Here is a 22,533-nt window from a genome sequence, read left to right as displayed (position 1 = left end):
TATATTCAACCTCATGGTTGACAAAAACTCCCAACGCCTCGATTCGGTCTTCCGTGCCCTGGCCGACCCCACCCGCCGCGCGATGCTGCACGAGCTCGCCGCCGGACCGCGCACGGTCGGCGAACTCGCCGCGCCGTTCGAGATCTCGCTGGCCGGCGCCTCCAAGCACGTGCAGGCGCTGGAGCGGGCCGGCCTGATCGAACGCGAGATCCAGGGCCGCGTGCACGTGTGCCGGCTCGATGCCCGCCCGCTGCACGCCGGTGCCGAATGGATCCGCCACTACGAACAATTCTGGACCGGTCGCCTCGACGCGCTGGAAGCCCTGCTCAGGGCCGACGACGCACGCAAGGCCGCCGCCACGCCCGCGCCGCGCAAGCGCGCATCCCGGAGGAAGAAGCCATGAACCTCGCCGCATCCCCATCCGCCTACGCCACCGCGACCGCCGCCAATGCGGTGCGCATCGAACGCCTGCTGCCGGGCCCGATCGAACGGGCCTGGAGTTACCTCACCGAAGGCGAGCTGCGCCGCCAGTGGCTTGCCGCCGGCGAGATGGAACTGGCTGTCGGCGCACCGTTCGAACTGGTGTGGCGCAACGACGAACTCACGCAGCCTCCGGGCCATCGCCCGGAGGGCTTCAACGTCGAGAACCGCATGCAGAGCCAGCTCACCGAGGTCGATCCACCACGGCGCCTCTCGTTCACCTGGGGTGGCGGCGAAGTGACCTTCGCCCTGGAGCCACGCGGTGCCCAGGTACTGCTCACCGTGTCCCATCGCGGCATCTCCGACCACGCGAACATGCTCAGGATCGGTGCGGGCTGGCACAGCCACCTCGACGTGCTCGACGCGCGCCTGCGCGGCACCCAGCCCGAGCCGTTCTGGGACCACTGGGCACGGTTGCGCGACGAATACGCGATCCGCCTGGGCCAGGGCTAGACCGCACGTTCGAGCGTCGGCGCGTCGCTACAGGGTCCCACCGGCGTTCGACAGTGCCTCGATGGACGCACGGGCGCGACGGCGATGGCGCATCGACTACCGCGGACCGCGCGATCCGCGGTAGGGACCCTGGCGCATGTCGGGGCCGTCGTAGCGGTCGACATGCATCTGCAGGTTGATCGTGCGTTCGCCGCCGTCGTCGTCGACGTAGGTCTTGCAGTAGCCCAGGTTTGCGCCGTTGTAGGTGCTGCTGCCCAGGTCCGAGGAATAGCCCACGCCGGTGGTGAAGCTGCCGGTGACCGCGCGCTCCCCGCCATCGGGGCTGGTGGGACAGCCCCAGCGCGCGCGCGTCCGGGTGGTGGTGCTCGCGGCGGCTGCCGGCACGCCGCTGCGGTCGCCGTACCAGGTCCCGGGCGGGTCGCTGTTGAAAGTGGAGACGGGGGCCTTGGGCAGCACCAGGTCCAGCGCCTCCAGTTCGTCGGCGAACGCCGCCGCGGAGGCGGTCGCGCACAGGCAGGCAAGGACAGCGGCGATCAGGCGCATGGCGAAGGTTCCCGGGCCGCCCCGCGGGCGGCATGGGCACACGCTAGCAGCAGCGGATTGAACGGGGGCTGGCTCCCCGGGTCCGCCCGGCGTCGAAATCCGGCGCCGCACCGGCCACCAGGCCGGTGCGAGGCCAGCTCACTTGTGGTCGCACTGCATCAGCTTGGGCGTGCTGTGCAGGCGGATGTTGAGCGGCTTGGCCGACAGCGCATCCTTGCCCAGCGCCCTGGCGACGGTGGCCGCCGCGGCGACTTCGTTGCGGCACAGTTCTCCCAGGTAGTTCACCGAGTACGCATCCTCGAACACCACCGTGCGCGCTCCGCCCGCGTCGATGCGATAGGAACGGATCACCGTCCTGATGGTGTTCTGGGTCTCCGCGGTCGGGCGCGTGCCGACCGAGATCGGCGCGCTGCCCACGTCGTTGCACACCACGCTTCCATCGGGCTGCGCCTTGCAGGTGGTGCCGGCCTGGCGGCTGGCATAGACCTCCTCGCTGCCCTCCACGGTCTTGCTCCCGCTGCTGAGGCCTACCTCGACCAGGTAGCCCGGTGCCGGAGGCTGCGCGTGACCGGCCGCCAGCGTGGCCTGTGGCAGCAGCGTACGCAGGGCATCGGCATAGGCCGTGGCGACCACGCGACCGGCCGCATCGGGCGTTCCTTCGGCCAGCGCCACCACCACCGCATCCGTGCCGGGGAGCCTGGCGAACTCGTCGTCGCCCGCCACCGCGCGTTCGTACTCCACGACCACGCCACCACGCACGGACTGCAATTCCTTCAGTGGATTGGCCGCATGCGCGCTCGACGCGCACAGCAGTGCGGCACAGGCCAGCATCGACACAGGCTTCATTCCCCATCTCCATGTGAGTCCCCGCCGCGAGGGTAACCGCGCACGGCTGGCGGTGCTTATTCCGAAAACCGAGGCGAGCTATCGCCATGTTTCATACGGCAAGAAACATCGGACCAAACCAGACCCGCGGCATCCTCCAGCCGCTATGCTCGCCCTCCTTCGACATCTCGCGACGGATCCCGATGACCTGCCACCCGATCGTTCGCCTGGGCCTGGCCAGCATCCTGGCCTTGCTGTGCACGCCGGCGGCGGCGCAGAAGTTCGAGCAGCTCGCGCATACGCCGCAGATGGGCTGGAACAGCTGGAACACCTTCGGCTGCAACGTCGACGAGAAGATGATCCGGCAGATGGCCGATGCCATGGTCGCCAGCGGGATGAAGGCCGCCGGCTACGAGTACCTCAACATCGACGACTGCTGGCACGGCACGCGCGATGCCGACGGCAACATCCAGGCCGACCCGAAGACCTTCCCGTCCGGCATGAAGGCACTGGCCGACTACGTGCATGCGCGCGGGCTGAAGCTGGGTATCTATTCCGATGCCGGCAACACCACCTGCGCCGGCAGGCCCGGCAGCCGCGGCCACGAGTACCAGGACGCGCTGACCTACGCGCGCTGGGGCATCGACTACGTGAAGTACGACTGGTGCGACACCAAGGGCATCGACCCGGCGTCGGCCTACACCACCATGCGCGACGCGATCCGCGCCGCCGGCCGGCCGATGCTCTTCAGCATCTGTGAATGGGGCGACAACAAGCCCTGGGAGTGGGCCGCCGACCTGGGGCATTCATGGCGCACCACCGGCGACATCTTCCCGTGCTGGCGCTGCGAGCACAGCCACGGCTCATGGTCATCGCTGGGCGTGCTGCCGATCCTTGACAAGCAGGCGGGCCTGCGCAAGTACGCCGGCCCCGGTCGCTGGAACGACATGGACATGATGGAAGTGGGCAACGGCATGAGCGAGGAGGAGGACCGTTCGCACCTCTCGCTGTGGGCGATGCTCGCCTCGCCGTTGATCGCCGGCAACGACCTGCGCAGCATGAGTGATGCCACCCGGCGCATCCTCACCCACCCCGGCATGATCGCGATCAACCAGGACCGCCTCGGCATCCAGGCGATGAAATGGCTCGACGAAGGCGACGTGGAGGTCTACATCAAGCCGCTGGATCGCGGCGGGTATGCGGTGCTGTTCCTCAACCGCGATGATGTACCACGCGACTACACCCTGGACTGGGCGTTCAACGGCATGAAGGACGACATCAGCGGGCGCGCGATCGACTTCAACAAGGAGCGCTTCGCCTGGCGCGACGTGTGGAACGGCGGCTCCGGTTCGACCGGCACGGCGTACACGGCGACCCTTCCCGCGCACGGCGTGGTGGTACTGCGGCTCTCGCCGCAGTAGCGTCCGGCGGAAGAAGTCGCGGCGGACCGGCGGCCGGATCTATCCGCGGCGCGGGTCGACGACGGCCTTCGTGAAGGCCCCTGCGCCCGCACCCACCTGCAGGCCGAGGCGGTTATGCCTCGCAATCGCCCGGCGCGATGGGTCCGCACGACTTCAAGCCGCTACGGCCTCGCCTCGAGCACCAGGTTGAAGGGTGTTTCAGTCGCACGACGGAAGCGGCTGAAACCCGCTTCGGTCATCACCTGGCGCAGGCGCGCCTCGCCGGCTTGCGCGCCCAGCGCCGGGCCGTTGCGGGCCAGCGACACCGGCACGCAGATCTGCGAGGACGCACCGTAGTAGACCCTGCCGACTGGATTGAGGTTGTCCTCGACGCGGTCGCCGGCGAACGGCTCCACCAGCAGGCAGGTGCCATCGTCGGCCAGCGCCTGGCGTGCATGCCGCGCCGCGCCGACCGGGTCGCCCATGTCGTGCAGGCAATCGAAGAAGGCGATCAGGTCGAAGCCGCGCGCCGCGTAACCGGTCGCATCGGCCACCTCGAAGCGCGCATTGCCGAGCCCGGCCGCGGCGGCGCGCTCGCTGGCGATGCGGATCGAGTCGGCGTGGTAGTCGTAGCCGATGAATTCCGAACGCGGGTAGGCGTGCGCCATCAGCACGGTGCTGGCGCCATGGCCGCAACCGATGTCGGCCACCTTGGCGCCCTGCTCGAGCTTGGCGGTCACGCCCTCCAGCGCCGGCAGCCATTCGCCGAGCAGGTGTGCGTTGTAGCCGGCACGGAAGAAGCGCTCGGTGCCGTGGAACAGGCAGGCATGGTGCTCTCCCCACTCCATGCCGCGCCCGCTGCGGAAATTTTCCACGGTGCGGTCCAGCGCATGGAAGGTCGCCTCGATCAGGTAATAGGCGCCGGGCAGGTCGACCGGTCCACCCGGATCGGCCAGGCACAGCGCCTGCGCCTGGTCCAGGCGGTAGCGGCCATCGGCGGGGTCGTACTGCACGTAGCCGCCGGCGGCCTGGTTGCCGAGCCATTCGCGCACGTAGCGTTCGTGGGTACCGGTGCGCGTGGCCAGTTCCGCCGGCGTGGCCGGCGCCTGGGCCAGCGCCTTGTAGAAGCCCAGCCGGTCACCGACCAGCACCAGGCTGGCGCTGATCGCCGCGCCGAGGTCGACCACCGCGGCACCGAGGAACTGGTCGAGGCGGTCGTGGTCGAGGGTGGTTTGCGTGTCGCTCATGTCGCTGCTCCGGAAGCTCCCCCGGGTGCAGTCCCTTGTACCCGCCGCGACGGATTGCCGCGGCTCGCCTCGTTTGCAACGCGGCGCCTTGCGCGCAACGGACAGCGCCGTTGGGCGAACAGGCGGAAACCTGAACCGGACAGCGAATTGACTACGCGCGGTGCACGCGCTCGCCGTTGATTTCCCACGGGATGCCGTAACGGTCGACCAGCATCCCAAAGCCCGGCGACCAGAACGTCGGCTCGAACGGCATGCGGATGCTGCCGCCTTCCGAAAGCGACACGAACACGCGCGCGGCCTCGTGCACGGGTACGTGCAAGGTGACCGAGAAACCCTGCAATTTCACGTAGGTGCCGGGAAACGCGTCGGAGCCCAGCAGCTCCTGGTCGTCGACCATGAGCGTGGCGTGCAGGATCCGCGACTGCCATTCGCGTGGGACCTGGCGCGCCAGCGGCGACTCGCCGTAGGTCAACAGCGTGGTGAACTCGCCACCGAGGATGCGCTGGTAGCGGCGGAACGCCACCGCGCATTCGCCATCGAACGACAGGTGGCAGCTGATGCCCATTTCTCCTCCCTGGAGCGACCGCGAACCGGTCCGTGTCTCCTGTTCACACGCAATCCCGTGTATACACCGGACTTTGCTGGCCACAGGACGGCGCCATGCCCGAATACCTCGCCCCCGGCGTCTATGTCGAGGAGACCGCCTACCGCAGCCGCGCGATCCAGGCTGTCTCCACGACCACCTGCGCCTTCGTCGGCCCGACCCGCAGCGGGCCGGTCGCCGGCAACGAAGCGCCGGAACTGCTCACCAGCGTCGCCGAGTTCGAGCGCATCTATGGCAGTGCCGCCGACCTGCGGTTCGGCGACAGGGTTGTCCCGAACTATCTGGCCCATGCAGTGCGCGCCTACTTCGAAGAAGGTGGCGTCCGGCTGTATGTCGCGCGCGTGGCCGCCGGCCGAGCGCAGGGCGACGGCCTGTCCGGAGGTGGCGATGGGCCCGCGCCTCAGGCCGCCGATTACGTGGACGCACTGGCGGCGATCGACGCGCTGGAAGACGTGTCCACGTTCGCCGCACCCGGTGCCACGGCTCTGGGCGATGCCGGGAACGCCGCCCGCGTCCTGCAACTGCAGATCGACCACGCCAGCCACGCGCGCGCCTGGCGCATGGCGGTACTGGAAACGCCGCCGGGGCTGGACGTCGCATCGGTTCGCGCGCTGCGTCGCACGCTCGATTCGAAGCATGCCGCCCTGTACTACCCTTGGGTGGTCGTGGCCAATCCCGCCGCCTCGCCGCGCCGCGCCGACATCCCCGCCGAGCTGGCGCTTCCGCCCGCCGGCTTCATCTGCGGCATCTTCGCGCGCAACGACGTCCAGCGCGGCGTGCACAAGGCGCCGGCGAACGAGGTGGTGCGCTCGGCCCTGCGCTTCGACGCACCGGTCACCGCCGCGCAACAGGACCTGCTCAATCCAGAAGGAGTGAACTGCCTGCGCACGTTCCCGGGACGCGGCAATCGCGTCTGGGGGGCACGCACGCTGTCCTCCGATCCGGAGTGGAAGTACGTGCCGATGCGGCGCTACTTCAATTACCTGGAAGCCTCGCTCGACCGCGGCACGCGATGGGCGGCGCTCGAGCCCAACGGCGAGCCGCTGTGGGCGGAGCTGCGCACGACCATCGATGCCTTCCTCCACAACGAGTGGCGCAATGGCGCGCTCCTCGGAACGCGGTCCGAGCAGGCGTACTTCGTGCGCTGCGACCGCAGCACCATGACCCAGGACGATCTCGACCACGGTCGCGTGGTGTGCCTGGTCGGCGTGGCCGCGATCCAGCCCGCCGAGTTCATGATCTTCCGGATCACCCCGCAGACGGCGATGGGCTGACGCCGCTGCCCCGGCGGTCCAGCCGGCATCCATGGTTCGAACGGCTGCCTAGATGGTGTGCCCGGGCGAAACCAGCACCGGCGTGTACTCGAACACTGCGATCAGGAACAGCACCGAATAGATCGCCGCCACGACCGTCTGCGTGCGGATCTTCTTCGACGCGATGCCGATGGCGACCACGGGAACCGTCAACACCGCCACGAGGTTGTTGAATGGACCCATGCCCAGTACGTAATCCCATCCGCCCTTGAGCCAGGCATCGGCCACGTCGGCCACGCTCGCCAGCAGCAGCGCGGCGAAGAACCAGCGCCGGTTGCGCATGAAGTACTCGGTGTAGCGCTTGATCGCATCCCAGTTGCGCGGCACCAGGATGACCGCGAGGGTGTAGAGCGCCACCGAGTACAGGATGATGAAAAGGTAGCGCCACAGCGTCCATGCGCCCTCCATCGCCAGCAGCCGGAACTGGAACCACCAGAAGTTGACCATCCAGAAGAACACGGTGGTCGCCCAGAGCGCGCCGAGCAGGCTGTAGATCTCCGGATCGTCCTCGTCGTTGGCGCGATCCACCGCATCGACCACGCCCGACAGCAGGTGGGTGATCGCCAGGCCGATGATGATCGAGATCAGCACCATGACGTGCTGGAACTGGTCGTTCACGGTTTTCCCCGTCCGCTGCGCTACGGACGCAGTGTAGACCGGGCCGGCGCCGGGCCACGGGCTGCCTCAGCGCAGCACGCCGCGACGCACCAGCCGTTGGCAGTAGCGCACCATCAGCGCGGTGATGGCCGCCATGACCGGCGGCATCATCCAGAGCACGCCCATCGCCTGGCGCCCTTCCGAGAGCACCAGCACGTACAGGATGTAGACCAGCCCGCCCAGCAGGGAGGCGGCGAACAGCCATCCCGCCTGGCGCCGGCGCAGCAGCAGCGCCGCGGCCCCGAGCAGTCCGCCCCAGACCGAGAGCGTCCAGCCCGCGATCGCCCAGGCCGGGACCGCGGCGAAGTAACCGACCTGCGCCTCGCTCATCCCGGACGCGCGGTAGAACTCCTCGCCCAGCGCCAGGCTCATTCCATGGTCGAAGGCAGCCGCGATGCCGAACAGCAGCAGCAGGCCACCGGCCATCCAGCCATGCCACGGCAGTGCCCGCGTACCGGAGACCACGCGCCTCGGATGCTTCATTTTCGCTCTCCTGCCCGTGGTTGACGGTCCGGCGGATGGCCGGCCTGTACGGCGATTACAGCACCGCATGCAGCGGCCAGCGATGTGCTGGTGGTAATCCCCCCGATGGACCCACGGGGCTCCCGCGGGCAGCACGGCGACGCGCCGCGCCCCCGCCAGGCGCTAGACTGCGCGCCCCGGACGCCTGCCGCCCCGAGCCCTTGCGATGATCAACAACGACGTCCTCCGCAGCATCCGTTACATGCTGGACTTCAGCGACGCCAAGGTCGTGGAGGTCACGCACCTGGCCGACCCGGAGTTCGCGCTCGACAAGGCCGACATCCCGGCGCTGGTGAAAAAGGAGGACGAGGACGGCGCGGCGATATGCAGCGATGCCCTGCTGGCCCGCTTCCTCGACGGGCTGGTGGTCTACTACCGCGGCCGCGACGAGAGCCTGCCGCCGCGCCCGGTCGAAGGCCGGATCACCAACAACCTGGTGCTGAAGAAGCTGCGCGTGGCCTTCCAGCTGAAGGACGTGGACATGCACGACACCTTCAATGCCGCCGGCTTCCCGATCACCAAGCCGGAACTGACCGCACTGTTCCGCCAGCCCGGGCACAAGCACTACCGCCCCTGCGGCGACCAGATCCTGCGCAACTTCCTCAAGGGCCTGACCCTGCGCTTCCGCACCGGCGAGCCGGCTCCCGCCGAGTGAGCTGAGCACTCGCGGGTGATGCGCCGGACGAGTACCGGCGCATCGCGAGGTTCAGCCCCGCTGCCGCCCGGCGCGCTTTCGCCGCCGCCGAATCCGGACCGGTGCCGCACTGCGCATGGTGCGTGCCGCCAGGACCTCCATGGCCGCACGCACCACCCCGCCGGTCATTGCGGACGGGGACGGATATCCACCGCGACCGCCTCGCTGAAGGTCACGCGCAACAGGTCGCCGGCCTTGAGCCGCCGCAAGCCGGCGCGCAGGTCTTCGCGGACCACATCCAGGGTCACGACGTTGCCGCGCGGGCCGCGCACGGTGACGGTGTTGGCCGCCGCATCGACGGCGACGACCTCGGCCACCACGGTGACGGTCTCCGATACCGCGCCGCCCGGCCGTGCGCCCGCCGCCGGCACCGACCGGCCCTGCTCGACCGTCGCCCCCACCTCGGCGCTGCCGGCCGGCTGGATCTCCAGGGCAACCGCGGTGGTGTAGTCGAGCGCGACCCGGTCACCGACCTGGAGCCGTTCGAAGTTGCGGACCTGCTCGCCGGCGAAGAAGTCCACCTCGCCGCCGTCGGCACCGCGGATGGTCACCATGCGCTGGGTACGGTCGACGCGCGTGATCGAACCTTCGAGCGTCACCTGCTCCGACGCGAGCGTGACCGGCGCGGTGGACTTCGAGGAAGGCGAGCTGCTGCAGGCGGCGAGCGCCACCAGTGCAATAACAAGGACGGACGTCGGACCGATCAGGCGCATGGCGAAATCTCCGGACCGCGGAATGCGGTGCGGGAACGCTACCGTATCGGCGCGTCGAAGCGGTAATGCACGCCGCCCGCGCCGCTAGCCGGATGCCAGGCCGAGGTCGTGACCGCCCGGTCCCGCCCGCCCCGCACGCCGGCCCGGAAACTGGGAGACGATCCCCGCGGCGGCCAGGCCCAGCATGAGCGCGCCGATGTACATCCACGCGTAGCTGCCATGGCGGTCGAACAGCCAGCCACCCAGCAGCGGACCCAGGGCCATGCCCAGGCCCGACAGCAGCGTCATCGCGCCGATGACGCTGCCGAGGATGCGCGGCGGGAACGCGTCGCGCGCCAGCGAGGCGTACAGCGGCATCGTGCCGCCGTAGGCCAGGCCGAACACCAGCGCCACCGCGTAGAAGCCCCCGACCTGGCTGACCGCCAGGTAGGACACCGCCGCCACCGCCTGCGTGGCCAGGCCGGCGACCAGCACGGGCTTGGCGCCGAAGCGGTCGCCGAGCACGCCGAACAGCAGGCGCCCACCGAGCCCGGCCGCGCCCTCCATGCTGTAGATCGTCACCGCCGTGGTGACCGACAGCCCGCAGCCGACCGCGTAGCTCACCGTGTGGAAGATCGGCCCGGAGTGCGCGGCGCAGCAGGCGAAGAACGCCAGGCCCAGCACCAGGAATGCCTTCGAACGCAGCGCCTGCCTCAGGGTCATGCCCGCGGCCGGTGCATCCGCGGCCGCGGTGCCGTCGCCCGCGATGGGCGCCGTGCGCACGAACCACGTGGCCGGCAAGGTCAGGGCCCACGCCAGCACGCCGATCACAAGCAAGGTTTCGCGCCAGCCGTAATGCGCGAGCAGCCACGCCACCAGCGGCGACATCGTCATCGGCGCCACGCCCACACCGGCCGACACCAATGACACGGCCAGGTTGCGCCGGCGATCGAACGCAGCCGCGGTGGCCGCCATCACCGGCGCGAAGAAGCTGGCGACCGCCACGCCCAACAATCCGCCGAACGCCAGCTGGAACTGCAGCAACGTCGTCGCGCGGCTGGCCAGCACCAGCGCAAGGCCGAGCAGCAGCGCGCCTGCGGTCACCACCGGGCGCGGCCCGATGCGATCGCTCAGCGCGCCCCAGCCGAAGCCGGCGAAGCCGCTGGCCAGGAACGCCAGGGTCATCGCCGCCGACAGGCCCGTGCGCGACCAGCCGGTGTCCGTGCCCATCGGCTGCAGCAGCACCGCAAGCGAGAACAGTGCACCAACGCCGACGCAGCCCAGCACCGCGCCGGCGGCCACCAGCGCCCAGTTGCGGTCCATGGCGGGTGCGGCGGGTGGGGGGGCAGCAGGCATGGGTGGCGGTTCCGTGCGATGTCACTGCCATGACGGGCCAGCACCCGGGGAATCGACAGGCCGTCAGCGGCCCAGGCCCGGTCGACGCACTGGCATCCGGAACCACGGCGCAGTCGGGAACCTCGCCGACGGCCCGGCGCCGGCCGGCTCGGAGGCGCGCCGTTTCCGGCCCGGGAACTGGGGCGGCAGGCGCTCCTGTCGCCGTCGCCTGCAGTCGCGCGATCAATCCTGCCGGCTGCGCGCCAGGCGCCGTGCATTGGCTACCGCCTTGCGATGCACCGGCGCGATGCCGCGCGTGGCGATGCGCTCCAGGGCGGCGCTTGCGCGCGCGGTGTCGCGCGAGGTCCAGGGCTTGCCGCTCATCCAGGCCAGCGCGAACTTCTGCTGCGCCAGCCAGCCCTCGATCCACATCGCCGTCCAGCCCTGGGCGAAGGCGGCCTGCTTCTCCAGGACCATGCCGACGAACTCCTTGCGGTCGCGTGCCGACGGCGCGGCCCCGGCGGCGGCCATCCGCGCCAGCCGATGGGCGACCACCTGCGGCGCGGCCATGCCCAGTTCCAGCATCTGGCCCACGCTGGACGTCCTGCGCGATCTGCGTTTGCCGGCCATGCGTGGCACCTGCGGAGGGAAATCGGATCCAGCCCAGCGTCGCAGGACCCACTGCCGCGTGAGGGCCCGGCACGCGTGGCGTGCGCGCCGAGGGGCCCAACGCCCGCAGCCACCGCATGCGACGCATCGCGTCCGCGCAGCGGCCGGCCCGGGATGCAGGTTCCGTTTGCGTCGGCTTAACCGCCACCGGTGTCTGCTCGGCGGTCAGATGCGCGAGGAGATGACCATGGCCGAGCCCCTCCCTCCGGTCCGCTACCGGCCGGACCTGGAACATGCCGACGGCGAGGAAGCCCGGACCATCGAAGAACTGGCGCGCCTGTTCGAGGGCATGGCGCGGACGGTGGCCGGGCACGAGCAGCATGCGCACCGTGCGGTGCATGCGAAGGGCCATGCATTGTTGCGCGCGCGCCTGCGGGTGCTCGATGCGTTGCCCCCGGATTTCAGCCACGGCCTGTTCGCGTATCCGGCCAACTATCCGGCGCTGGTGCGGATGTCCTCGCCCCCGGCCGAGCAGTTGCCCGACACCGTGTCCACGCCGCGCGCGCTGGCGATCAAGGTGTCGGGCGTCGACGGACCACGCGTGGACGGCGGCGGCGAGCAGCACTCGCAGGATTTCCTGATGGTCAACGGACCCACGTTCTCCAGCCCGGGCCTCGACGGCTTCCTGCGCGCGGCACGCCTGCTGGCCGCCACCACCGAGCGCATGCCGCGGACCAAGGAAGTCATCTCGGCCACGCTGCGCGGCGTGGAGGCGGTGCTCGAGGCCGCCGGCGCCGACGGCACGCGCCTGCGCGGCCTGGGTGGCGAACCGCAGCACCATCCCCTCGGCGAGACCTACTTCACCCAGGTGCCGTTCCTCCTCGGACCGTACATGGCCAAGTTCTCGCTGGAACCGGCCTCGCCGGCACTGGTCGCACTGCGTGGCCAGCCGCTGGAGCCGGACGAGGACGCGCAGCGCGAGGCGATCTGCACCTTCTTCAACCACCTCGATGCACCGGTGGAATGGATCCTGCGGGCGCAGCTGTGCCGTGACCTCGAGCGCATGCCGATCGAGGATGCCTCGGTGGAATGGGACGAGGCCGACAGTCCGTGGCAACCCGTCGCACGCCTGTCCGTGCCTTCGCAGCTGGCCTGGGATTCGAGCGTCAGCCCACATGCCGAGGACGCCTTGGCGTTCTCGCCGTGGCATGCCCTGGCCGCGCACCGCCCGCTGGGCGCGCTCAACCGTGCACGCCGCGTGGTGATGGCGACTTCGCGCGAGTTCCGCAGCCGGTTCAACCACTGCCCGCTGCGCGAACCGCGCGCGGACGAGGGATGGAACGCCTCCGCCTGAGCGGGTGCAGCGCTTGGATGCGTGCCTGCGTGCCTGCGCCGGTCGCGCATGCGCGCTGCACGCCCCCGTGACGCCGGTGCGGCGCACTATCGACGGACGCGCGCCGCGTCCTCGCGCGCTACCCCACCGGAGACAGCCATGGCCCCCGAAAACGACACCCGCCTGGGTGCGCCACCCGAAGCGCGCCATCCCACCGAAGACAAGCCGCCGCGCCTGGCACTGGGACTGATGATCGGCCTGATCCTGGCCTGCGCGGTGATCGTGGGCATGGTGCTGTGGGCGTTCGGCGAGGTACCGGGCAGTCGCTGACCGAGGCACCGGCACGTCCCGCTGCGGTCACCCTCGCCCGGACAAAAAAGAAGGCACCGCGAACGGTGCCTTCTTCGTCATCGCGCCAGGTCGCCGCGACTCAGCGGCCGTCGCCGTCGGCATCACCGGGCAGCACGCGCTCCACGCCGTGCCAGGCATCGCGGGTCGCAGCCTTGGCCTTCTCCCAGCCCAGGCGCGAGTTGCCCTTGACCTTGTCCCAGCCCTGGCCGAGCTCGCTCTCCAGGCGATCGTCCCACTGCCGGTCCGCGTACCGGGCGCGGGCCTGGGTGCCGTAGCGGTACGCCGGGCGATAGTCCTCGTAGGACGCTTCGCCGTCGCGGTAATCGACCCCATCAAACTGGCTGGCGTAATGCCGGTCGCTGGCATCGTAGGCGCGATAGGTGCGGTCGCTGCGATCCCAGGCGTCGCGCACCGCGTCGCGGGCGTGGTCCCATTCCAGCTTGGACTGGCCGCGGACCTGGCCCCAGCCGGTGCCCAGCTCCCGCTCGAGGCTGTCGTCCCACTGGCGCCCGGTCATGCGGCTGCGCGCGTCCACGCCGTAGCTGTAGGCCGGTGCGTAGTCGTTCTCGTAGTCGAAGTTCGCGTCATGGTACGGACGCGAGGTATAGGTCTCGCGCCAGAACGCTTCTTCGCCGGTGGGATCGATGCGCTCGGCCACGCCCTTGCCGGCGGCCGCGCCGACCAGCGTGCCGATGCCGCCGCCGATGAGCATGCCCAGCGGCCCGGCCAGCGCGCCGACCACCATGCCCGCCGCCGCCCCGCCCACGCCACCCACGCCGACGCCGACCGGATGCGAGCCCGGCGTGCCACTGATCGGATCGCGATTGAGGTCGCGGGTTTCATTCTTGTTGTTGTCCACGATGCATTTCCTTCTGTCGTTTTCTGTCGAGTCGCCCGTGTCCGGGTGCCCTGCAGCGTGCAGGTGCGGACAACGTGGACGGCAGCACGTGAAACGCGCGTCGCACGTCGGCGGTCGGTTGCAAAGGAAGGAAAGCGGTTCAGCGCGGCTTGGGGTTCGGTTGCACGATGTGCAGGGCGGAGCCGTGTCCGCCGCCTCGGCCGCGGCGCAGGCCGGCGTCGAGCACGCCCGATCAGGCGTTCCTGGCGATGCGTTCCGGCAGGGCGGGCGACATCGACGCGGCGCTGCCAGGGTGGCCGGTCACTTGTCGCGCGGCTTCTGGTACCAGAGCGCGTTGACGATGATCCAGCGCTCGCCGAAACGGCCCACGTGGAAGAAGTCCACGAACCACGGCGTCTCGGCGCGCACCACCGCCGCATCGCCAGCGACGTCGAGCACGGTGCAACTGCGGTTCCATTGTTCCCGCGGCGTCTTCAGCGCGCCCTGCCGGGTCAGTTCGACCAGCTCCTCCCTGCCCATCCGGCGCAGGCCCAGGCGTTCGTCGGGCGTTTCGCCGAGCACGCGCCGCTTGGCCAGGTCCGGATGCAGCGCGCGCGCCACGCGCGCCGGATCACCCTCGAGCTGGCCGTCGACATAGTCCAGGCAGGTCGCCTCGAGCGCGGCACGGGTGGCAGGTTCGATCGCGACAGGCGCGGCAGCGGTCGATGCGGCGGCGAGAACGAGGGCCAGGAAGGACATGGACGACTCCTTGCATCAATGGATCGAAGCATCAGTGGATGGAAATGACGGCCGGACCGGCGATGGCTTGGGTCAGGCCAGGTCCATCGAAAAATATTTGGCTTCCCAGGCCATGCCTTCGCGCGCGTAGAAGCGGTGCGCGTCGCTGCGTTGCACGCCGGAAACCAGGCGCAGCTGGCGGCACTCCTGCGTGCGTGCGTACGCGGCGATCCAGGCCAGCAGCGCGTGGCCGTAACCGCGCGAACGGTCGGCCTCGGCGGTGACCAGTTCCTCGATTTCCAGGTAGCGGCCGCCGTGCAGCCACTCGCCGATGCGGATGCCGGCCAGCGCGCGCAGGCCCCCGTCCTCCAGCCCCACCAGCCGGTAACCGCTGGTGGCCATCAGCCGCGGCACCGCGGCGAGATAGTCCTCGCGCGACAGGCGCGGCCGCAACCGCGACATCAGCTCGAAACTGCGGTCGATGCCGGCGGCGTCTTCGATGAAAGCGATCTGCATCGGTGCTCCTGGCGGTGGGTGGTGCACTGGATCTGACCGGCCATCCGGCGGCCGTCATACCGGGCGGCGGCAAGAGCCCTCAAGCGAGGTCGTCGCCGATGCAGGCGCGCCTCTGGAGATCGAGGGGTGCCGTGCGGCCTGGTGATCCGCCGCACGCCGGCAGGTAAACCCTGCCGGTGCGGACGGGGAAATGCACGGTCGGATCAGCGTGCGCCTTGCGCCTTGTCCCAGCCCAGGTCCGGTTCGGCGTGGTAACCGATGCCCTGCGCGTCCAGGTGCGGGCGCAGCGCGCCCATGCGCTGGACGAAGCCGGCGTAGTGGCGCCGTGCGACCGGCGTCCACGCCACTTCGGACACGGCGGCCAGTCGCGGCCACAGCCGATTGTCGGCGGCCGCATCGTCGTGGACCAGTTCGGTCCACAGCGCCGCTTCCACGCCCACCGCGGTCTTGAACTTGGAGGGATCGAAACTGTAGATGCGCGCCATCGGCACGCCTTCCTTGCGGCACCAGTCGTAGGTCTGCGGCTGGCCGGCGTAGTTGCCGTGGTCCACGTAGAAGTACGTGCACGGCGACAGGATCAGCGGGTGGCCCTTCTCCACCGCCGCGTCGATGGCGTAGCCGTCGTTCCACAGCTGCAGCATCACCTCGGGAGTGGTGTCGGCCACCGAACCCTCTTCCCACGCGATCGGCGTGCGCCCCATCTCCTGCACCATCGCCGCGGTGCGGCCGACGAACTCGGCATACAGTGGGTGCTTGATCTCGTCGCCGCCGATGTGGATCTCCTGCGACGGGAACACCGCCAGCACTTCCTCCAGCACATTGCGCACGAACGGATAGACCACCTCGGGTTTATCCAGGCACAGCACGCTGAAGCCCACTTCCAGGCCGTCGTAGGTCGACAGGTTGTCCTCGTCGTCGCAGGCCAGCTCGTTGTACGAAGCCAGCAAAGCCTGCACGTGGCCGGGCATGTCGATCTCCGGCACGATGGTGATGCCGCGCGCCTGCGCGTAGGCGACCAGGTGGCGCAGCTGGTCCTGCGTGTACCAGCCGCTGCGCCCGCCCTTGACCGCGCTGGCACCGCCGATCTCCACCAGCTTCGGATAGCGCTTGATCTCCATGCGCCAGCCCTGGTCGTCGGTCAGGTGCAGGTGCAGCCGGTTCATCTTGAACATCGCCATGCGGTCGATGTGCTTTTCCAGGTACGCCACCGGCAGGAAGCTGCGGGCCACGTCCAGCGACACGCCGCGCCACGGGTACGCCGGCGCATCGGTGACCGCCATGCGTGGCAGCCGGTATCCGGGTTGCGCCTGCGCGGGCAGCAGCTGGCGCAGGCTCTGCACCGCATGCAGCAGGCCGGTGTCGTTGTTGGCGACCAGGTCGATGCCCTCGCCCACCACCAGCCGGTAGCCTTCGGCGCCCAGCGCCGGTTCGTCCACCTGCTGCAGGCGGATGCGCACCGGCGCCGCATCGTCCTGCCTGATGCCCAGGCCGGCCAGCAGCTCTTCCAGTGCGCGTCGTGCGTTGGGTGCGGTGACCGGCAGATCCAGCGCCACCGCATCGGAGAACTCCAACGCGCCGGACTTCATCTCCACCGACTGCGGCAACGGCACGATCTGCGCCAGCGGGGCCGCGGCTTCAGCGGTGGCCTCCGGTGGCGCCTTGCTGCAGCCGGCGATGGCAAAGGCGAGCAGGCAGGCGAGCAGGACCTTGGACGCGATCGGCAACTTCATCGTTGGGCGGCACCTGGAAAGGACCGGGTCAGGATAGTGGCAGCGATCCACTTCCGCACCCGCACCATGCCCCGGTCCTTTCGCCCTCAGCCCTCGCCGAGCGCCGGATCGAGCAGCAGCAGCGCGGCCGCGGTGGCGGCGAAGTACACGCGCTGCTCGTCGTCGAGCGTGCGCGCCAGGTGCACGCGGCCGCCGTTGAGCACGTCGACCACGGCCAGCGTGGTGGCGCCATCGACGATGGCGTAGCCGGTCGGTTCGGTCGCGGTGATCGGCGTTCCCTCGTAGCCGTTCAAGCCGCGCACGGCGTACTCGTGGCCCCACGGCGCCAGCAGCCGCCCCTGCAGGTGGCGGCCCTCGCGGGCGACCTCCAGCGGTTGCGCCGCCTCGCCATCCAGCTGCAGGCCACAGGCCAGCAGGGGCCCGGACAGCGGGGTCAGGTCGACGGTGGCGCGTCGCGATTCGCGTCCGGCGCCGGCCGTCCACGCACGCGTCAGGCACTGCACCTGCACCGGCGGCAGGTCGCGCGCCACCAGTGTGTAGGCGTACGGCTTGCGCGTGCGGCCCACGTCGAATCCCGGCAGCGGCAGCGCCCAGGCGAAGGTCGAACCTTCCTGCATTTCCAGCGCGCTGTAGGGCCCGAAGCGCACCGGCTCGTTGAACCGCCGCGGCGAATGCCCGCTCACCTCGTACGCCACCGTGTCCGCGCCGAAGCCTTCGGGCATGCGCAGCTGCGCGGGGGTGCAGGCCGACAGCGGGGCGACCAGCAGCAAGGCAGTCGCAGCAAGGGCAGTCGTGCGCATGAAGGCGGCCATCCGTCGGAAGTGACGCTCAGGCTAGAGGCGAGCCGCGGCGCTTCCACCCTGCCATTGGTTGGCAAACCGCCGTCCCGTTCAGCCGGGATTTCGCCGCACGGGCGGCTCCGCGGCTGGCCTTCCGCATCGCCGACACCTTCGGCCTGCGGATCGACAGGATTGCGCAACGTGGCGCGGCGGGCAGCGCGAAGTCCGCGCTGCCGCGCCGGCCCCGCCCCCTCAACGCACCCGCAGTGGCGTGATCTCGCAGCCGCGCCACTGCCAGGTCGCACCCGGTGCACTGAGCGCCTCGAACTCCACCCGCGCCCGTCCAGCGCCGGTCACCGGCGCGGACACCAGGGTCACGATCCCGTCGTTGGCGGTGACGCGGCCCGCGCTCCAGACCGGGCCCAGGCCGGAATGGCTGAACTCGAAATCGGTGGCACGCGCCATCGCGCAGTCGACCAGGTAGCGGTAGCCGGCCTGCACAGGGAACGCCACGCCGAAGCCGCCGCCATTGCGGCCACCGCTGCTGACCAGTTCCATCACGTCCATCGCGCTGGTAAGGCTTGAGATCTGGCTGGCATACCACTGCCGATCGGTGCCGCGCGGGCTTGCCGGCTCGATCCGGAACGGCGTGCCCAGGTCGCTGGTCTGCAACTGCGTGGTCCTGACCTCGGCGGGCAGCTGCTGCAACTTCACTGCGGGCGACCGATAGCGCACCGCCGTCGTCGGTTGCCGCAGCAGCCGGCTGGCCTCCGGCAACAGCATCGGGACCGATGTGGCGCCGCTCTGCGTGGCGCGCCCCTTCTCGCCCACGACGGCATTGCCACGCTGGGTCTTGTCGCCGATGAAGCCTTGCTCATTGGCCGGTCGCTTCTCGCCGACGATGCCCTCGTCCGCGGCCGTTCCCTTCTCGCCGACGATGGCGTCCTGGGCCCAGGCACCGGTAGCCGTGGCCAGCGACAGCATCGCCAGCCCCCACATGACCTGCGTCTTCATCTGCGTGTTCCCGATCGACCGCGCCACTGCGGCATCAGGGCATCCGCCTAAAGCGCGCGGTGACTGCCAGCGCGCCGGTGCGATCCCGGTGCGGCCCGCGGCCGGTCCGGACAGCGGCGGGCGACGCAGCGTGCATGGCAGGGGTGGTGCGCGCATCGGCCGGACGCGGTATCCCGGACGCGACGGCCTCAGCCTGCGGGCGGCTCCACGGCGGTCGGCCCATCCCGCCACAGCCAGCGCAGGATGTCCGGCAGCAGCGCGCCACCATGCGCGTCGGAGTGGCCGCCGTCGCCCCAGGCATGGGCGACGTCGTAGCGCGGGCCGCGATCACCTTCGCTGTCCGCATGGACGTTGGCCCAGTGCAGCGCGGCGAGCATCTGCTGGTTGGCCAGGAACCAGTGGCCGTGCTCGTTGTCGAGGTCGTTCGCACCGTCCTGCAGGAAGATCCGCAGCGGCCGGATCGGACTCTTGCGCACCAGTCCCGGATACAGGTCGCCACCAGGCACGAGGGGTTTGCCGTCCTGCGCGGGCCGGTAACCGATCGAGGTGTAGCTGCCGATCATGCTGATGACCTTGCCGAACACGTCGGGCCGATGCCAGGCGACGGTGAACGCGCAGATGGCCCCGCTGCTGGTGCCGCCGATCGCCCGCTGCGCCGGATCGTCGGCGAGCCGGAAGCGGGCGCCGAGCAGCGGCAGCATCTCCTCGACGAGTATGCGCGCATAGCGGTCGTCGAGCGCGTCGTACTCTTCTGCGCGATGGTCCGGGTTGGACATGCCCAGGTCGTCGGGATAGTGCGCGGAGCGGTTGCCGGGGGTGATGAACAGTCCGATGGTCACCGGGATCTCGCCGCGGTGGATCAGGTTGTCCAGCACGTTCTGCACGCGCAGCGAGCCCTGCGGATTGGTCGCGCGCTGGCCATCCTGGAACACCAGCAGGCTCGCCGGCTGGCGGCCGTCGTACTGCACCGGCACGTAGATCCAGTAGCGGCGCACGGTGCCGGCGAAGACGCGGCTGTGGAACTCGAACGGCCCCTCAAGCCGGCCATGCGGCACGCCGGCCTGGACCCGCGAGTCGGCGGTCAGCGGATAGTCGCCGGGCTGCCTGGCGCCCGGCTGGGCGGCGACGTCGGCCATGCACAACGCGATAGCCACCAGGGTGACCCGCATCCAGGCCAGCGGCGAAATGCAGGTGCTTCGTGCCATATCGGTCCTTCTTCCTGCGTGGTGTTGCGCACTGTTCGGTCGACGGTGTGCACGCGGCCGTCAGGACGCCGGGTCGAACATGAACACCCGCAGCTCCTGCGCGCAGCGGCAGGCCTTGGCGATGCGCGCGGCCCAGGAGATGGCGTCCTCGCGCGTGGGCAGTTCCAGCACGGTGAAGCCGCCATCGAGCGACGGCCCCCGCGGATAGCCGCCTTCGCGGGTCGTCCCGTCCGCCGAGACCAGCACCGGCCGCACGGATTCGTCGAGGCCGCCGGCGAACACGTACACCCCGGCGGCCTTCGCCGCCTCGATCACCGCGCGCGAGTCGCGGCCCGCAGCCTCCAGTTCGTCGCCGCGCGCGACCATCGCCGCGCTGGGGAAGGAGATCAGGTATTTGGCCATGGCGTCCTCGCTGTTGAACGGGTTCTGGTTCCACTGTTGCCTGGATCGGACGCGCTACCTGAACATTTCCGGCAGCACCCTTTCTCCCATCACCCGTTCGCCGGCCAGGTCGCGGCACGACACGGTGACGTCCCAGGAAAAACTGACGTCCACTGTCATCCATGTGCCGTCGGCAATCGCGCCTTCCCAGTGCGAGGTGCCGTATTCGTCGACCAGCCGCGACTGGATATCGGGCGGCAGCGATGCGAAGTAGTCCTGCGCGAACGCCTCGGCCTGCTGCACGCCGGCCGCGCGCTCCCCGGCGGTGAGGCCCTCGGAGCGCTCGATCGGAATGACGGTCCTGATCGCATCGACCTGGTAGATCGTGCCGGTGCCCACGTCGGTGCGCACCAGGTAGCGATCGAAGCGCGCGTCGGGCTGCGGCGGCGTGACCTGGTACCAGGCCGTGGCCTTGCCGCTGCCCGGCTGCTTGCGCGCATCGCGGCCGGGCTTGTCGCCGAACGCGATGCCGTAAGCGCCCGCGGGATCACAGGCCAGCGCTGCACCCGGGAGCAGCAGCGCGGCCAGGCACAGCACGACGTTCGACCTCATGGAGCTTCCTTCATCGGTTTTCCCGCGTGCCTGCCCGCACCCCCGCCGGTCAGGATTTGGCGTTGCAGCCCAGTGCGCGCGGGGTAGTGGGGAAGTCGATGTTGACCGCGCGGCTGGACAGGGCCGTCTCACCGAGCAGGCGCGCCACCGCGGCCGCGGCCGCGCCCGGATCGGTGCATTCGGTCTGGACGTAGGACAGCGAATACAGGTCTTCGAACACCACCACCGGCGCCACCGAACTGTCCCGGGGATCGAACCGGTACAGGCGGATCATCACGGTCAGTTCCGGGTTGATCCAGGTGGCCGCGGTCTTGCCCATCGCGTTGGGTGCGGGGCCGATCTCCTGGCACTGCATCTTGTCCTTGCTCACCTGCATGCAGGTGGTGCCCTGGGCGCCCACGATCAGCTTCGTCGCCTCGCCGGCCCGGCCCTCGTGTGCGGACAGGGCGATGCGCGCCACGAACTGCGGCGAGGTGCCGTCCACGGCGCTCAACGGACCGGACTGCGGCAGCACCTTGCGCAGCCCTTCGAGATAGGCAGCGGCGACCTTCTCGCCGGCGCCGGTACCGCCGTCATCCACCACCGTCACCGCCACCCCGGCCGCCGGGCCGTCGGCGGACAACTGCGCGAACTCGGCGCGCTTGCCGACGGCACGTTCGTACTTGATCGTGGAGGTGCCGCGCGAAGACACCAGTTCCTTCAGCGGATTGGCCTGCGCCGCGGCGCAGTACAGCGACAGCACGAACCCTACGACAACGAAGAGGCACCTCATGGCGTTGCTCCTGGTCGATGGCGCGGTCGCGCGCCGGAAGTCGCACCCCGAACACCCTGCATCCCTGTCGCCGGACGCGGGCATCGTCGTTCCCCTCGATACCTGCGGCTGGCGGGCAGAGCGTACCCGCTTCCGCGGCTGGCTGCCGGGACCCGGCCGGGCCTCCGGTCAGCCCTGTGGTGCGATGCGAAAGCCGGCCGGGGCCTGTCCGGGCCCGGGCGTACTGCAGTGGTACGCATCCAGGTAAAGCACCGTCTTGCCGGTACCACCGCACTCGATCTCGTAACCGTCCAGCACGTGGTAGTCCGGTTCGCCCGGGACCAGCGGTTTCGCCTGGAGGCTGTCCTGGATCATCTCCACCACTTCGGCTTGCGTCATGTCGGCGGGCAGCGGCGTCCGCGGATCCATGCTGCCCAGGCGCGTGAACACGGCGCGCTCACCCGTCGGGCACAGGAGTCCTTCGAGGTAGCGTCGCGCGCCATCCGGACGACACACCTCGACCGGATTTTTCGGGGAAATGCCGTAGGCGCCGGGCTGCCCTGCCGGTTCGACGGCACGCGCTGCAGACCCGGATCCCGCCAGGAGAAGAACCGCCAGAACAACATGCCCGCGCATCGGATACCCCATCTGCCTGCCAATCCATTTCCGCGCCCCGAACGTGCCTTGCGGCCGCCCAGGCACCCGGCCCCCCTGCGAGGGCAAGCATGGCGGAATCGATCCAGTGTCGCTCAGGTGCCGCCGTTGACCTTCCGGGCACGCCGAAGCGGTAGCACTCGGGCTTCACGTCCGCACCGGCGATCTCGGTCGGTGCGATTCGCGTGCACGAGTGACTCCGTGAAAGCACGCTTGATCGCAAGCAGGATCAGGTCGGGATGTCCGGAGGCACTTCC

The 22,533-nt window shown here is 69.9% G+C and carries 27 protein-coding genes; 7 read left to right on the top strand and 20 right to left on the bottom strand.

Features of this window, described 5'->3' with window-relative positions; genetic code table 11:
• The first annotated feature begins 13 nt into the window (after positions 1 to 13).
• Together MNQ95_RS08980 and MNQ95_RS08975 are read left to right on the top strand one after the other, a co-directional pair.
• On the top strand, positions 14 to 403 hold the full coding sequence (locus MNQ95_RS08980; protein ID WP_162411393.1) for an ArsR/SmtB family transcription factor: 390 nt from the start codon (positions 14 to 16) through the stop codon (positions 401 to 403).
• Positions 400 to 933 (top strand): SRPBCC family protein, encoded by a 534-nt coding sequence (locus MNQ95_RS08975; protein ID WP_162411392.1) that lies wholly within the window; start codon positions 400 to 402, stop codon positions 931 to 933. The genes MNQ95_RS08980 and MNQ95_RS08975 overlap by 4 nt, the downstream gene beginning before the upstream one ends.
• A gap of 96 nt (positions 934 to 1,029) precedes the next feature.
• Here the strand turns inward: MNQ95_RS08975 and MNQ95_RS08970 are convergent, their stop codons facing one another.
• Both MNQ95_RS08970 and MNQ95_RS08965 read right to left on the bottom strand, forming a co-directional pair.
• Complete coding sequence (locus tag MNQ95_RS08970; RefSeq protein WP_162411391.1) at positions 1,030 to 1,476, bottom strand: hypothetical protein; 447 nt, start codon at positions 1,474 to 1,476, stop codon at positions 1,030 to 1,032.
• 138 nt (positions 1,477 to 1,614) lie between these two features.
• Positions 1,615 to 2,322 carry a hypothetical protein gene (locus MNQ95_RS08965; protein WP_241952651.1) on the bottom strand — a complete coding sequence of 236 codons (708 nt, stop codon included), beginning with the start codon at positions 2,320 to 2,322 and terminating at the stop codon, positions 1,615 to 1,617.
• A 182-nt stretch (positions 2,323 to 2,504) separates the two neighbouring features.
• Here MNQ95_RS08965 and aga27 point away from each other — a divergent pair, with 182 nt between their 5' ends.
• Positions 2,505 to 3,722 carry an alpha-galactosidase Aga27 gene (aga27, locus tag MNQ95_RS08960; RefSeq protein WP_241952650.1) on the top strand — a complete coding sequence of 406 codons (1,218 nt, stop codon included), beginning with the start codon at positions 2,505 to 2,507 and terminating at the stop codon, positions 3,720 to 3,722.
• A 161-nt stretch (positions 3,723 to 3,883) separates the two neighbouring features.
• Here the strand turns inward: aga27 and MNQ95_RS08955 are convergent, their stop codons facing one another.
• Both MNQ95_RS08955 and MNQ95_RS08950 read right to left on the bottom strand, forming a co-directional pair.
• A complete protein-coding gene (locus tag MNQ95_RS08955; protein ID WP_241952649.1) occupies positions 3,884 to 4,948 on the bottom strand; it encodes a class I SAM-dependent methyltransferase in 1,065 nt (354 codons plus the stop codon).
• Positions 4,949 to 5,099: 151 nt separating this feature from the next.
• On the bottom strand, positions 5,100 to 5,513 hold the full coding sequence (locus MNQ95_RS08950; protein WP_162411387.1) for a VOC family protein: 414 nt from the start codon (positions 5,511 to 5,513) through the stop codon (positions 5,100 to 5,102).
• Between the two features lie 95 nt (positions 5,514 to 5,608).
• Here MNQ95_RS08950 and MNQ95_RS08945 point away from each other — a divergent pair, with 95 nt between their 5' ends.
• Positions 5,609 to 6,826, top strand: coding sequence for a phage tail sheath family protein (locus tag MNQ95_RS08945; RefSeq protein ID WP_241952648.1), 1,218 nt, complete (start codon positions 5,609 to 5,611; stop codon positions 6,824 to 6,826).
• 48 nt (positions 6,827 to 6,874) lie between these two features.
• Here MNQ95_RS08945 and MNQ95_RS08940 read toward each other — a convergent pair whose 3' ends face one another.
• Positions 6,875 to 7,483: a hypothetical protein gene (locus MNQ95_RS08940; RefSeq protein ID WP_162411385.1), complete on the bottom strand. Its 609-nt coding sequence runs from the start codon at positions 7,481 to 7,483 to the stop codon at positions 6,875 to 6,877.
• A 66-nt stretch (positions 7,484 to 7,549) separates the two neighbouring features.
• Positions 7,550 to 8,005 carry a hypothetical protein gene (locus MNQ95_RS08935; RefSeq protein WP_162411384.1) on the bottom strand — a complete coding sequence of 152 codons (456 nt, stop codon included), beginning with the start codon at positions 8,003 to 8,005 and terminating at the stop codon, positions 7,550 to 7,552.
• A 205-nt stretch (positions 8,006 to 8,210) separates the two neighbouring features.
• Here MNQ95_RS08935 and MNQ95_RS08930 point away from each other — a divergent pair, with 205 nt between their 5' ends.
• Entirely contained in the window at positions 8,211 to 8,699 is a 489-nt protein-coding gene (locus MNQ95_RS08930) for a YehS family protein (RefSeq protein WP_241952647.1), read from the top strand.
• A 164-nt stretch (positions 8,700 to 8,863) separates the two neighbouring features.
• Here the strand turns inward: MNQ95_RS08930 and MNQ95_RS08925 are convergent, their stop codons facing one another.
• The 3 genes from MNQ95_RS08925 to MNQ95_RS08915 form a co-directional block, all read right to left on the bottom strand.
• On the bottom strand, positions 8,864 to 9,451 hold the full coding sequence (locus tag MNQ95_RS08925; RefSeq protein ID WP_241952646.1) for a hypothetical protein: 588 nt from the start codon (positions 9,449 to 9,451) through the stop codon (positions 8,864 to 8,866).
• An 84-nt stretch (positions 9,452 to 9,535) separates the two neighbouring features.
• A complete protein-coding gene (locus MNQ95_RS08920; RefSeq protein ID WP_241952645.1) occupies positions 9,536 to 10,786 on the bottom strand; it encodes an MFS transporter in 1,251 nt (416 codons plus the stop codon).
• Positions 10,787 to 11,008: 222 nt separating this feature from the next.
• A complete protein-coding gene (locus MNQ95_RS08915; RefSeq protein ID WP_338423342.1) occupies positions 11,009 to 11,350 on the bottom strand; it encodes a polyhydroxyalkanoate granule-associated phasin in 342 nt (113 codons plus the stop codon).
• A gap of 271 nt (positions 11,351 to 11,621) precedes the next feature.
• On the opposite strand from MNQ95_RS08915, the gene MNQ95_RS08910 reads away from it, so the two are divergent.
• Positions 11,622 to 12,728, top strand: coding sequence for a catalase family protein (locus MNQ95_RS08910; RefSeq protein WP_241952644.1), 1,107 nt, complete (start codon positions 11,622 to 11,624; stop codon positions 12,726 to 12,728).
• A gap of 138 nt (positions 12,729 to 12,866) precedes the next feature.
• The gene (locus tag MNQ95_RS08905) at positions 12,867 to 13,037 is read left to right on the top strand and encodes a hypothetical protein (protein WP_162411379.1); all 171 of its coding nucleotides are present in this window, start codon (positions 12,867 to 12,869) and stop codon (positions 13,035 to 13,037) included.
• A gap of 100 nt (positions 13,038 to 13,137) precedes the next feature.
• Here the strand turns inward: MNQ95_RS08905 and MNQ95_RS08900 are convergent, their stop codons facing one another.
• From MNQ95_RS08900 to MNQ95_RS08850, 11 genes are all read right to left on the bottom strand, one after another.
• A complete protein-coding gene (locus MNQ95_RS08900) occupies positions 13,138 to 13,917 on the bottom strand; it encodes a hypothetical protein (RefSeq protein ID WP_162411378.1) in 780 nt (259 codons plus the stop codon).
• A gap of 300 nt (positions 13,918 to 14,217) precedes the next feature.
• The gene (locus MNQ95_RS08895; protein ID WP_162411377.1) at positions 14,218 to 14,655 is read right to left on the bottom strand and encodes a nuclear transport factor 2 family protein; all 438 of its coding nucleotides are present in this window, start codon (positions 14,653 to 14,655) and stop codon (positions 14,218 to 14,220) included.
• A 72-nt stretch (positions 14,656 to 14,727) separates the two neighbouring features.
• On the bottom strand, positions 14,728 to 15,150 hold the full coding sequence (locus MNQ95_RS08890; RefSeq protein WP_162411376.1) for a GNAT family N-acetyltransferase: 423 nt from the start codon (positions 15,148 to 15,150) through the stop codon (positions 14,728 to 14,730).
• Between the two features lie 203 nt (positions 15,151 to 15,353).
• Complete coding sequence (locus tag MNQ95_RS08885) at positions 15,354 to 16,880, bottom strand: beta-N-acetylhexosaminidase (protein ID WP_241952643.1); 1,527 nt, start codon at positions 16,878 to 16,880, stop codon at positions 15,354 to 15,356.
• An 86-nt stretch (positions 16,881 to 16,966) separates the two neighbouring features.
• Positions 16,967 to 17,680 carry a hypothetical protein gene (locus tag MNQ95_RS08880; RefSeq protein WP_241952642.1) on the bottom strand — a complete coding sequence of 238 codons (714 nt, stop codon included), beginning with the start codon at positions 17,678 to 17,680 and terminating at the stop codon, positions 16,967 to 16,969.
• Between the two features lie 231 nt (positions 17,681 to 17,911).
• On the bottom strand, positions 17,912 to 18,673 hold the full coding sequence (locus tag MNQ95_RS08875) for a hypothetical protein (protein WP_241952641.1): 762 nt from the start codon (positions 18,671 to 18,673) through the stop codon (positions 17,912 to 17,914).
• Positions 18,674 to 18,861: 188 nt separating this feature from the next.
• Complete coding sequence (locus tag MNQ95_RS08870) at positions 18,862 to 19,878, bottom strand: alpha/beta hydrolase (RefSeq protein WP_241952640.1); 1,017 nt, start codon at positions 19,876 to 19,878, stop codon at positions 18,862 to 18,864.
• 60 nt (positions 19,879 to 19,938) lie between these two features.
• Positions 19,939 to 20,280 carry a YciI family protein gene (locus MNQ95_RS08865; RefSeq protein ID WP_241952639.1) on the bottom strand — a complete coding sequence of 114 codons (342 nt, stop codon included), beginning with the start codon at positions 20,278 to 20,280 and terminating at the stop codon, positions 19,939 to 19,941.
• A 54-nt stretch (positions 20,281 to 20,334) separates the two neighbouring features.
• Entirely contained in the window at positions 20,335 to 20,871 is a 537-nt protein-coding gene (locus MNQ95_RS08860; RefSeq protein WP_241952638.1) for a hypothetical protein, read from the bottom strand.
• Positions 20,872 to 20,920: 49 nt separating this feature from the next.
• On the bottom strand, positions 20,921 to 21,643 hold the full coding sequence (locus MNQ95_RS08855) for a hypothetical protein (protein WP_241952637.1): 723 nt from the start codon (positions 21,641 to 21,643) through the stop codon (positions 20,921 to 20,923).
• Positions 21,644 to 21,811: 168 nt separating this feature from the next.
• On the bottom strand, positions 21,812 to 22,072 hold the full coding sequence (locus tag MNQ95_RS08850; protein WP_241952636.1) for a hypothetical protein: 261 nt from the start codon (positions 22,070 to 22,072) through the stop codon (positions 21,812 to 21,814).
• Between the last annotated feature and the right edge of the window lie 461 nt (positions 22,073 to 22,533).

It is taken from the genome of Pseudoxanthomonas daejeonensis (genome assembly GCF_022637495.1).
Classification (GTDB): domain Bacteria; phylum Pseudomonadota; class Gammaproteobacteria; order Xanthomonadales; family Xanthomonadaceae; genus Pseudoxanthomonas; species Pseudoxanthomonas daejeonensis.
This window is presented reverse-complemented; position numbering and strand designations above follow the sequence as displayed.

What these genes read in the sequence shown, in the direction of transcription:
- MNQ95_RS08975 (WP_162411392.1), top strand. Translation starts at nt 400, where the DNA reads ATGAACCTCGCCGCATCCCCATCCGCCTACGCCACCGCGACCGCCGCC.
- MNQ95_RS08890 (WP_162411376.1), bottom strand. Translation starts at nt 15,150, where the DNA reads ATGCAGATCGCTTTCATCGAAGACGCCGCCGGCATCGACCGCAGTTTC.
- MNQ95_RS08955 (WP_241952649.1), bottom strand. Translation starts at nt 4,948, where the DNA reads ATGAGCGACACGCAAACCACCCTCGACCACGACCGCCTCGACCAGTTC.
- MNQ95_RS08880 (WP_241952642.1), bottom strand. Translation starts at nt 17,680, where the DNA reads ATGCGCACGACTGCCCTTGCTGCGACTGCCTTGCTGCTGGTCGCCCCG.
- MNQ95_RS08980 (WP_162411393.1), top strand. Translation starts at nt 14, where the DNA reads ATGGTTGACAAAAACTCCCAACGCCTCGATTCGGTCTTCCGTGCCCTG.
- MNQ95_RS08865 (WP_241952639.1), bottom strand. Translation starts at nt 20,280, where the DNA reads ATGGCCAAATACCTGATCTCCTTCCCCAGCGCGGCGATGGTCGCGCGC.
- MNQ95_RS08855 (WP_241952637.1), bottom strand. Translation starts at nt 21,643, where the DNA reads ATGAGGTGCCTCTTCGTTGTCGTAGGGTTCGTGCTGTCGCTGTACTGC.
- MNQ95_RS08915 (WP_338423342.1), bottom strand. Translation starts at nt 11,350, where the DNA reads ATGCTGGAACTGGGCATGGCCGCGCCGCAGGTGGTCGCCCATCGGCTG.
- MNQ95_RS08965 (WP_241952651.1), bottom strand. Translation starts at nt 2,322, where the DNA reads ATGAAGCCTGTGTCGATGCTGGCCTGTGCCGCACTGCTGTGCGCGTCG.
- MNQ95_RS08935 (WP_162411384.1), bottom strand. Translation starts at nt 8,005, where the DNA reads ATGAAGCATCCGAGGCGCGTGGTCTCCGGTACGCGGGCACTGCCGTGG.
- MNQ95_RS08925 (WP_241952646.1), bottom strand. Translation starts at nt 9,451, where the DNA reads ATGCGCCTGATCGGTCCGACGTCCGTCCTTGTTATTGCACTGGTGGCG.
- MNQ95_RS08910 (WP_241952644.1), top strand. Translation starts at nt 11,622, where the DNA reads ATGGCCGAGCCCCTCCCTCCGGTCCGCTACCGGCCGGACCTGGAACAT.
- MNQ95_RS08950 (WP_162411387.1), bottom strand. Translation starts at nt 5,513, where the DNA reads ATGGGCATCAGCTGCCACCTGTCGTTCGATGGCGAATGCGCGGTGGCG.
- MNQ95_RS08930 (WP_241952647.1), top strand. Translation starts at nt 8,211, where the DNA reads ATGATCAACAACGACGTCCTCCGCAGCATCCGTTACATGCTGGACTTC.
- MNQ95_RS08945 (WP_241952648.1), top strand. Translation starts at nt 5,609, where the DNA reads ATGCCCGAATACCTCGCCCCCGGCGTCTATGTCGAGGAGACCGCCTAC.
- MNQ95_RS08970 (WP_162411391.1), bottom strand. Translation starts at nt 1,476, where the DNA reads ATGCGCCTGATCGCCGCTGTCCTTGCCTGCCTGTGCGCGACCGCCTCC.
- MNQ95_RS08870 (WP_241952640.1), bottom strand. Translation starts at nt 19,878, where the DNA reads ATGGCACGAAGCACCTGCATTTCGCCGCTGGCCTGGATGCGGGTCACC.
- MNQ95_RS08875 (WP_241952641.1), bottom strand. Translation starts at nt 18,673, where the DNA reads ATGAAGACGCAGGTCATGTGGGGGCTGGCGATGCTGTCGCTGGCCACG.
- MNQ95_RS08885 (WP_241952643.1), bottom strand. Translation starts at nt 16,880, where the DNA reads ATGAAGTTGCCGATCGCGTCCAAGGTCCTGCTCGCCTGCCTGCTCGCC.
- MNQ95_RS08895 (WP_162411377.1), bottom strand. Translation starts at nt 14,655, where the DNA reads ATGTCCTTCCTGGCCCTCGTTCTCGCCGCCGCATCGACCGCTGCCGCG.
- MNQ95_RS08905 (WP_162411379.1), top strand. Translation starts at nt 12,867, where the DNA reads ATGGCCCCCGAAAACGACACCCGCCTGGGTGCGCCACCCGAAGCGCGC.
- MNQ95_RS08920 (WP_241952645.1), bottom strand. Translation starts at nt 10,786, where the DNA reads ATGCCTGCTGCCCCCCCACCCGCCGCACCCGCCATGGACCGCAACTGG.
- MNQ95_RS08860 (WP_241952638.1), bottom strand. Translation starts at nt 20,871, where the DNA reads ATGAGGTCGAACGTCGTGCTGTGCCTGGCCGCGCTGCTGCTCCCGGGT.
- aga27 (WP_241952650.1), top strand. Translation starts at nt 2,505, where the DNA reads ATGACCTGCCACCCGATCGTTCGCCTGGGCCTGGCCAGCATCCTGGCC.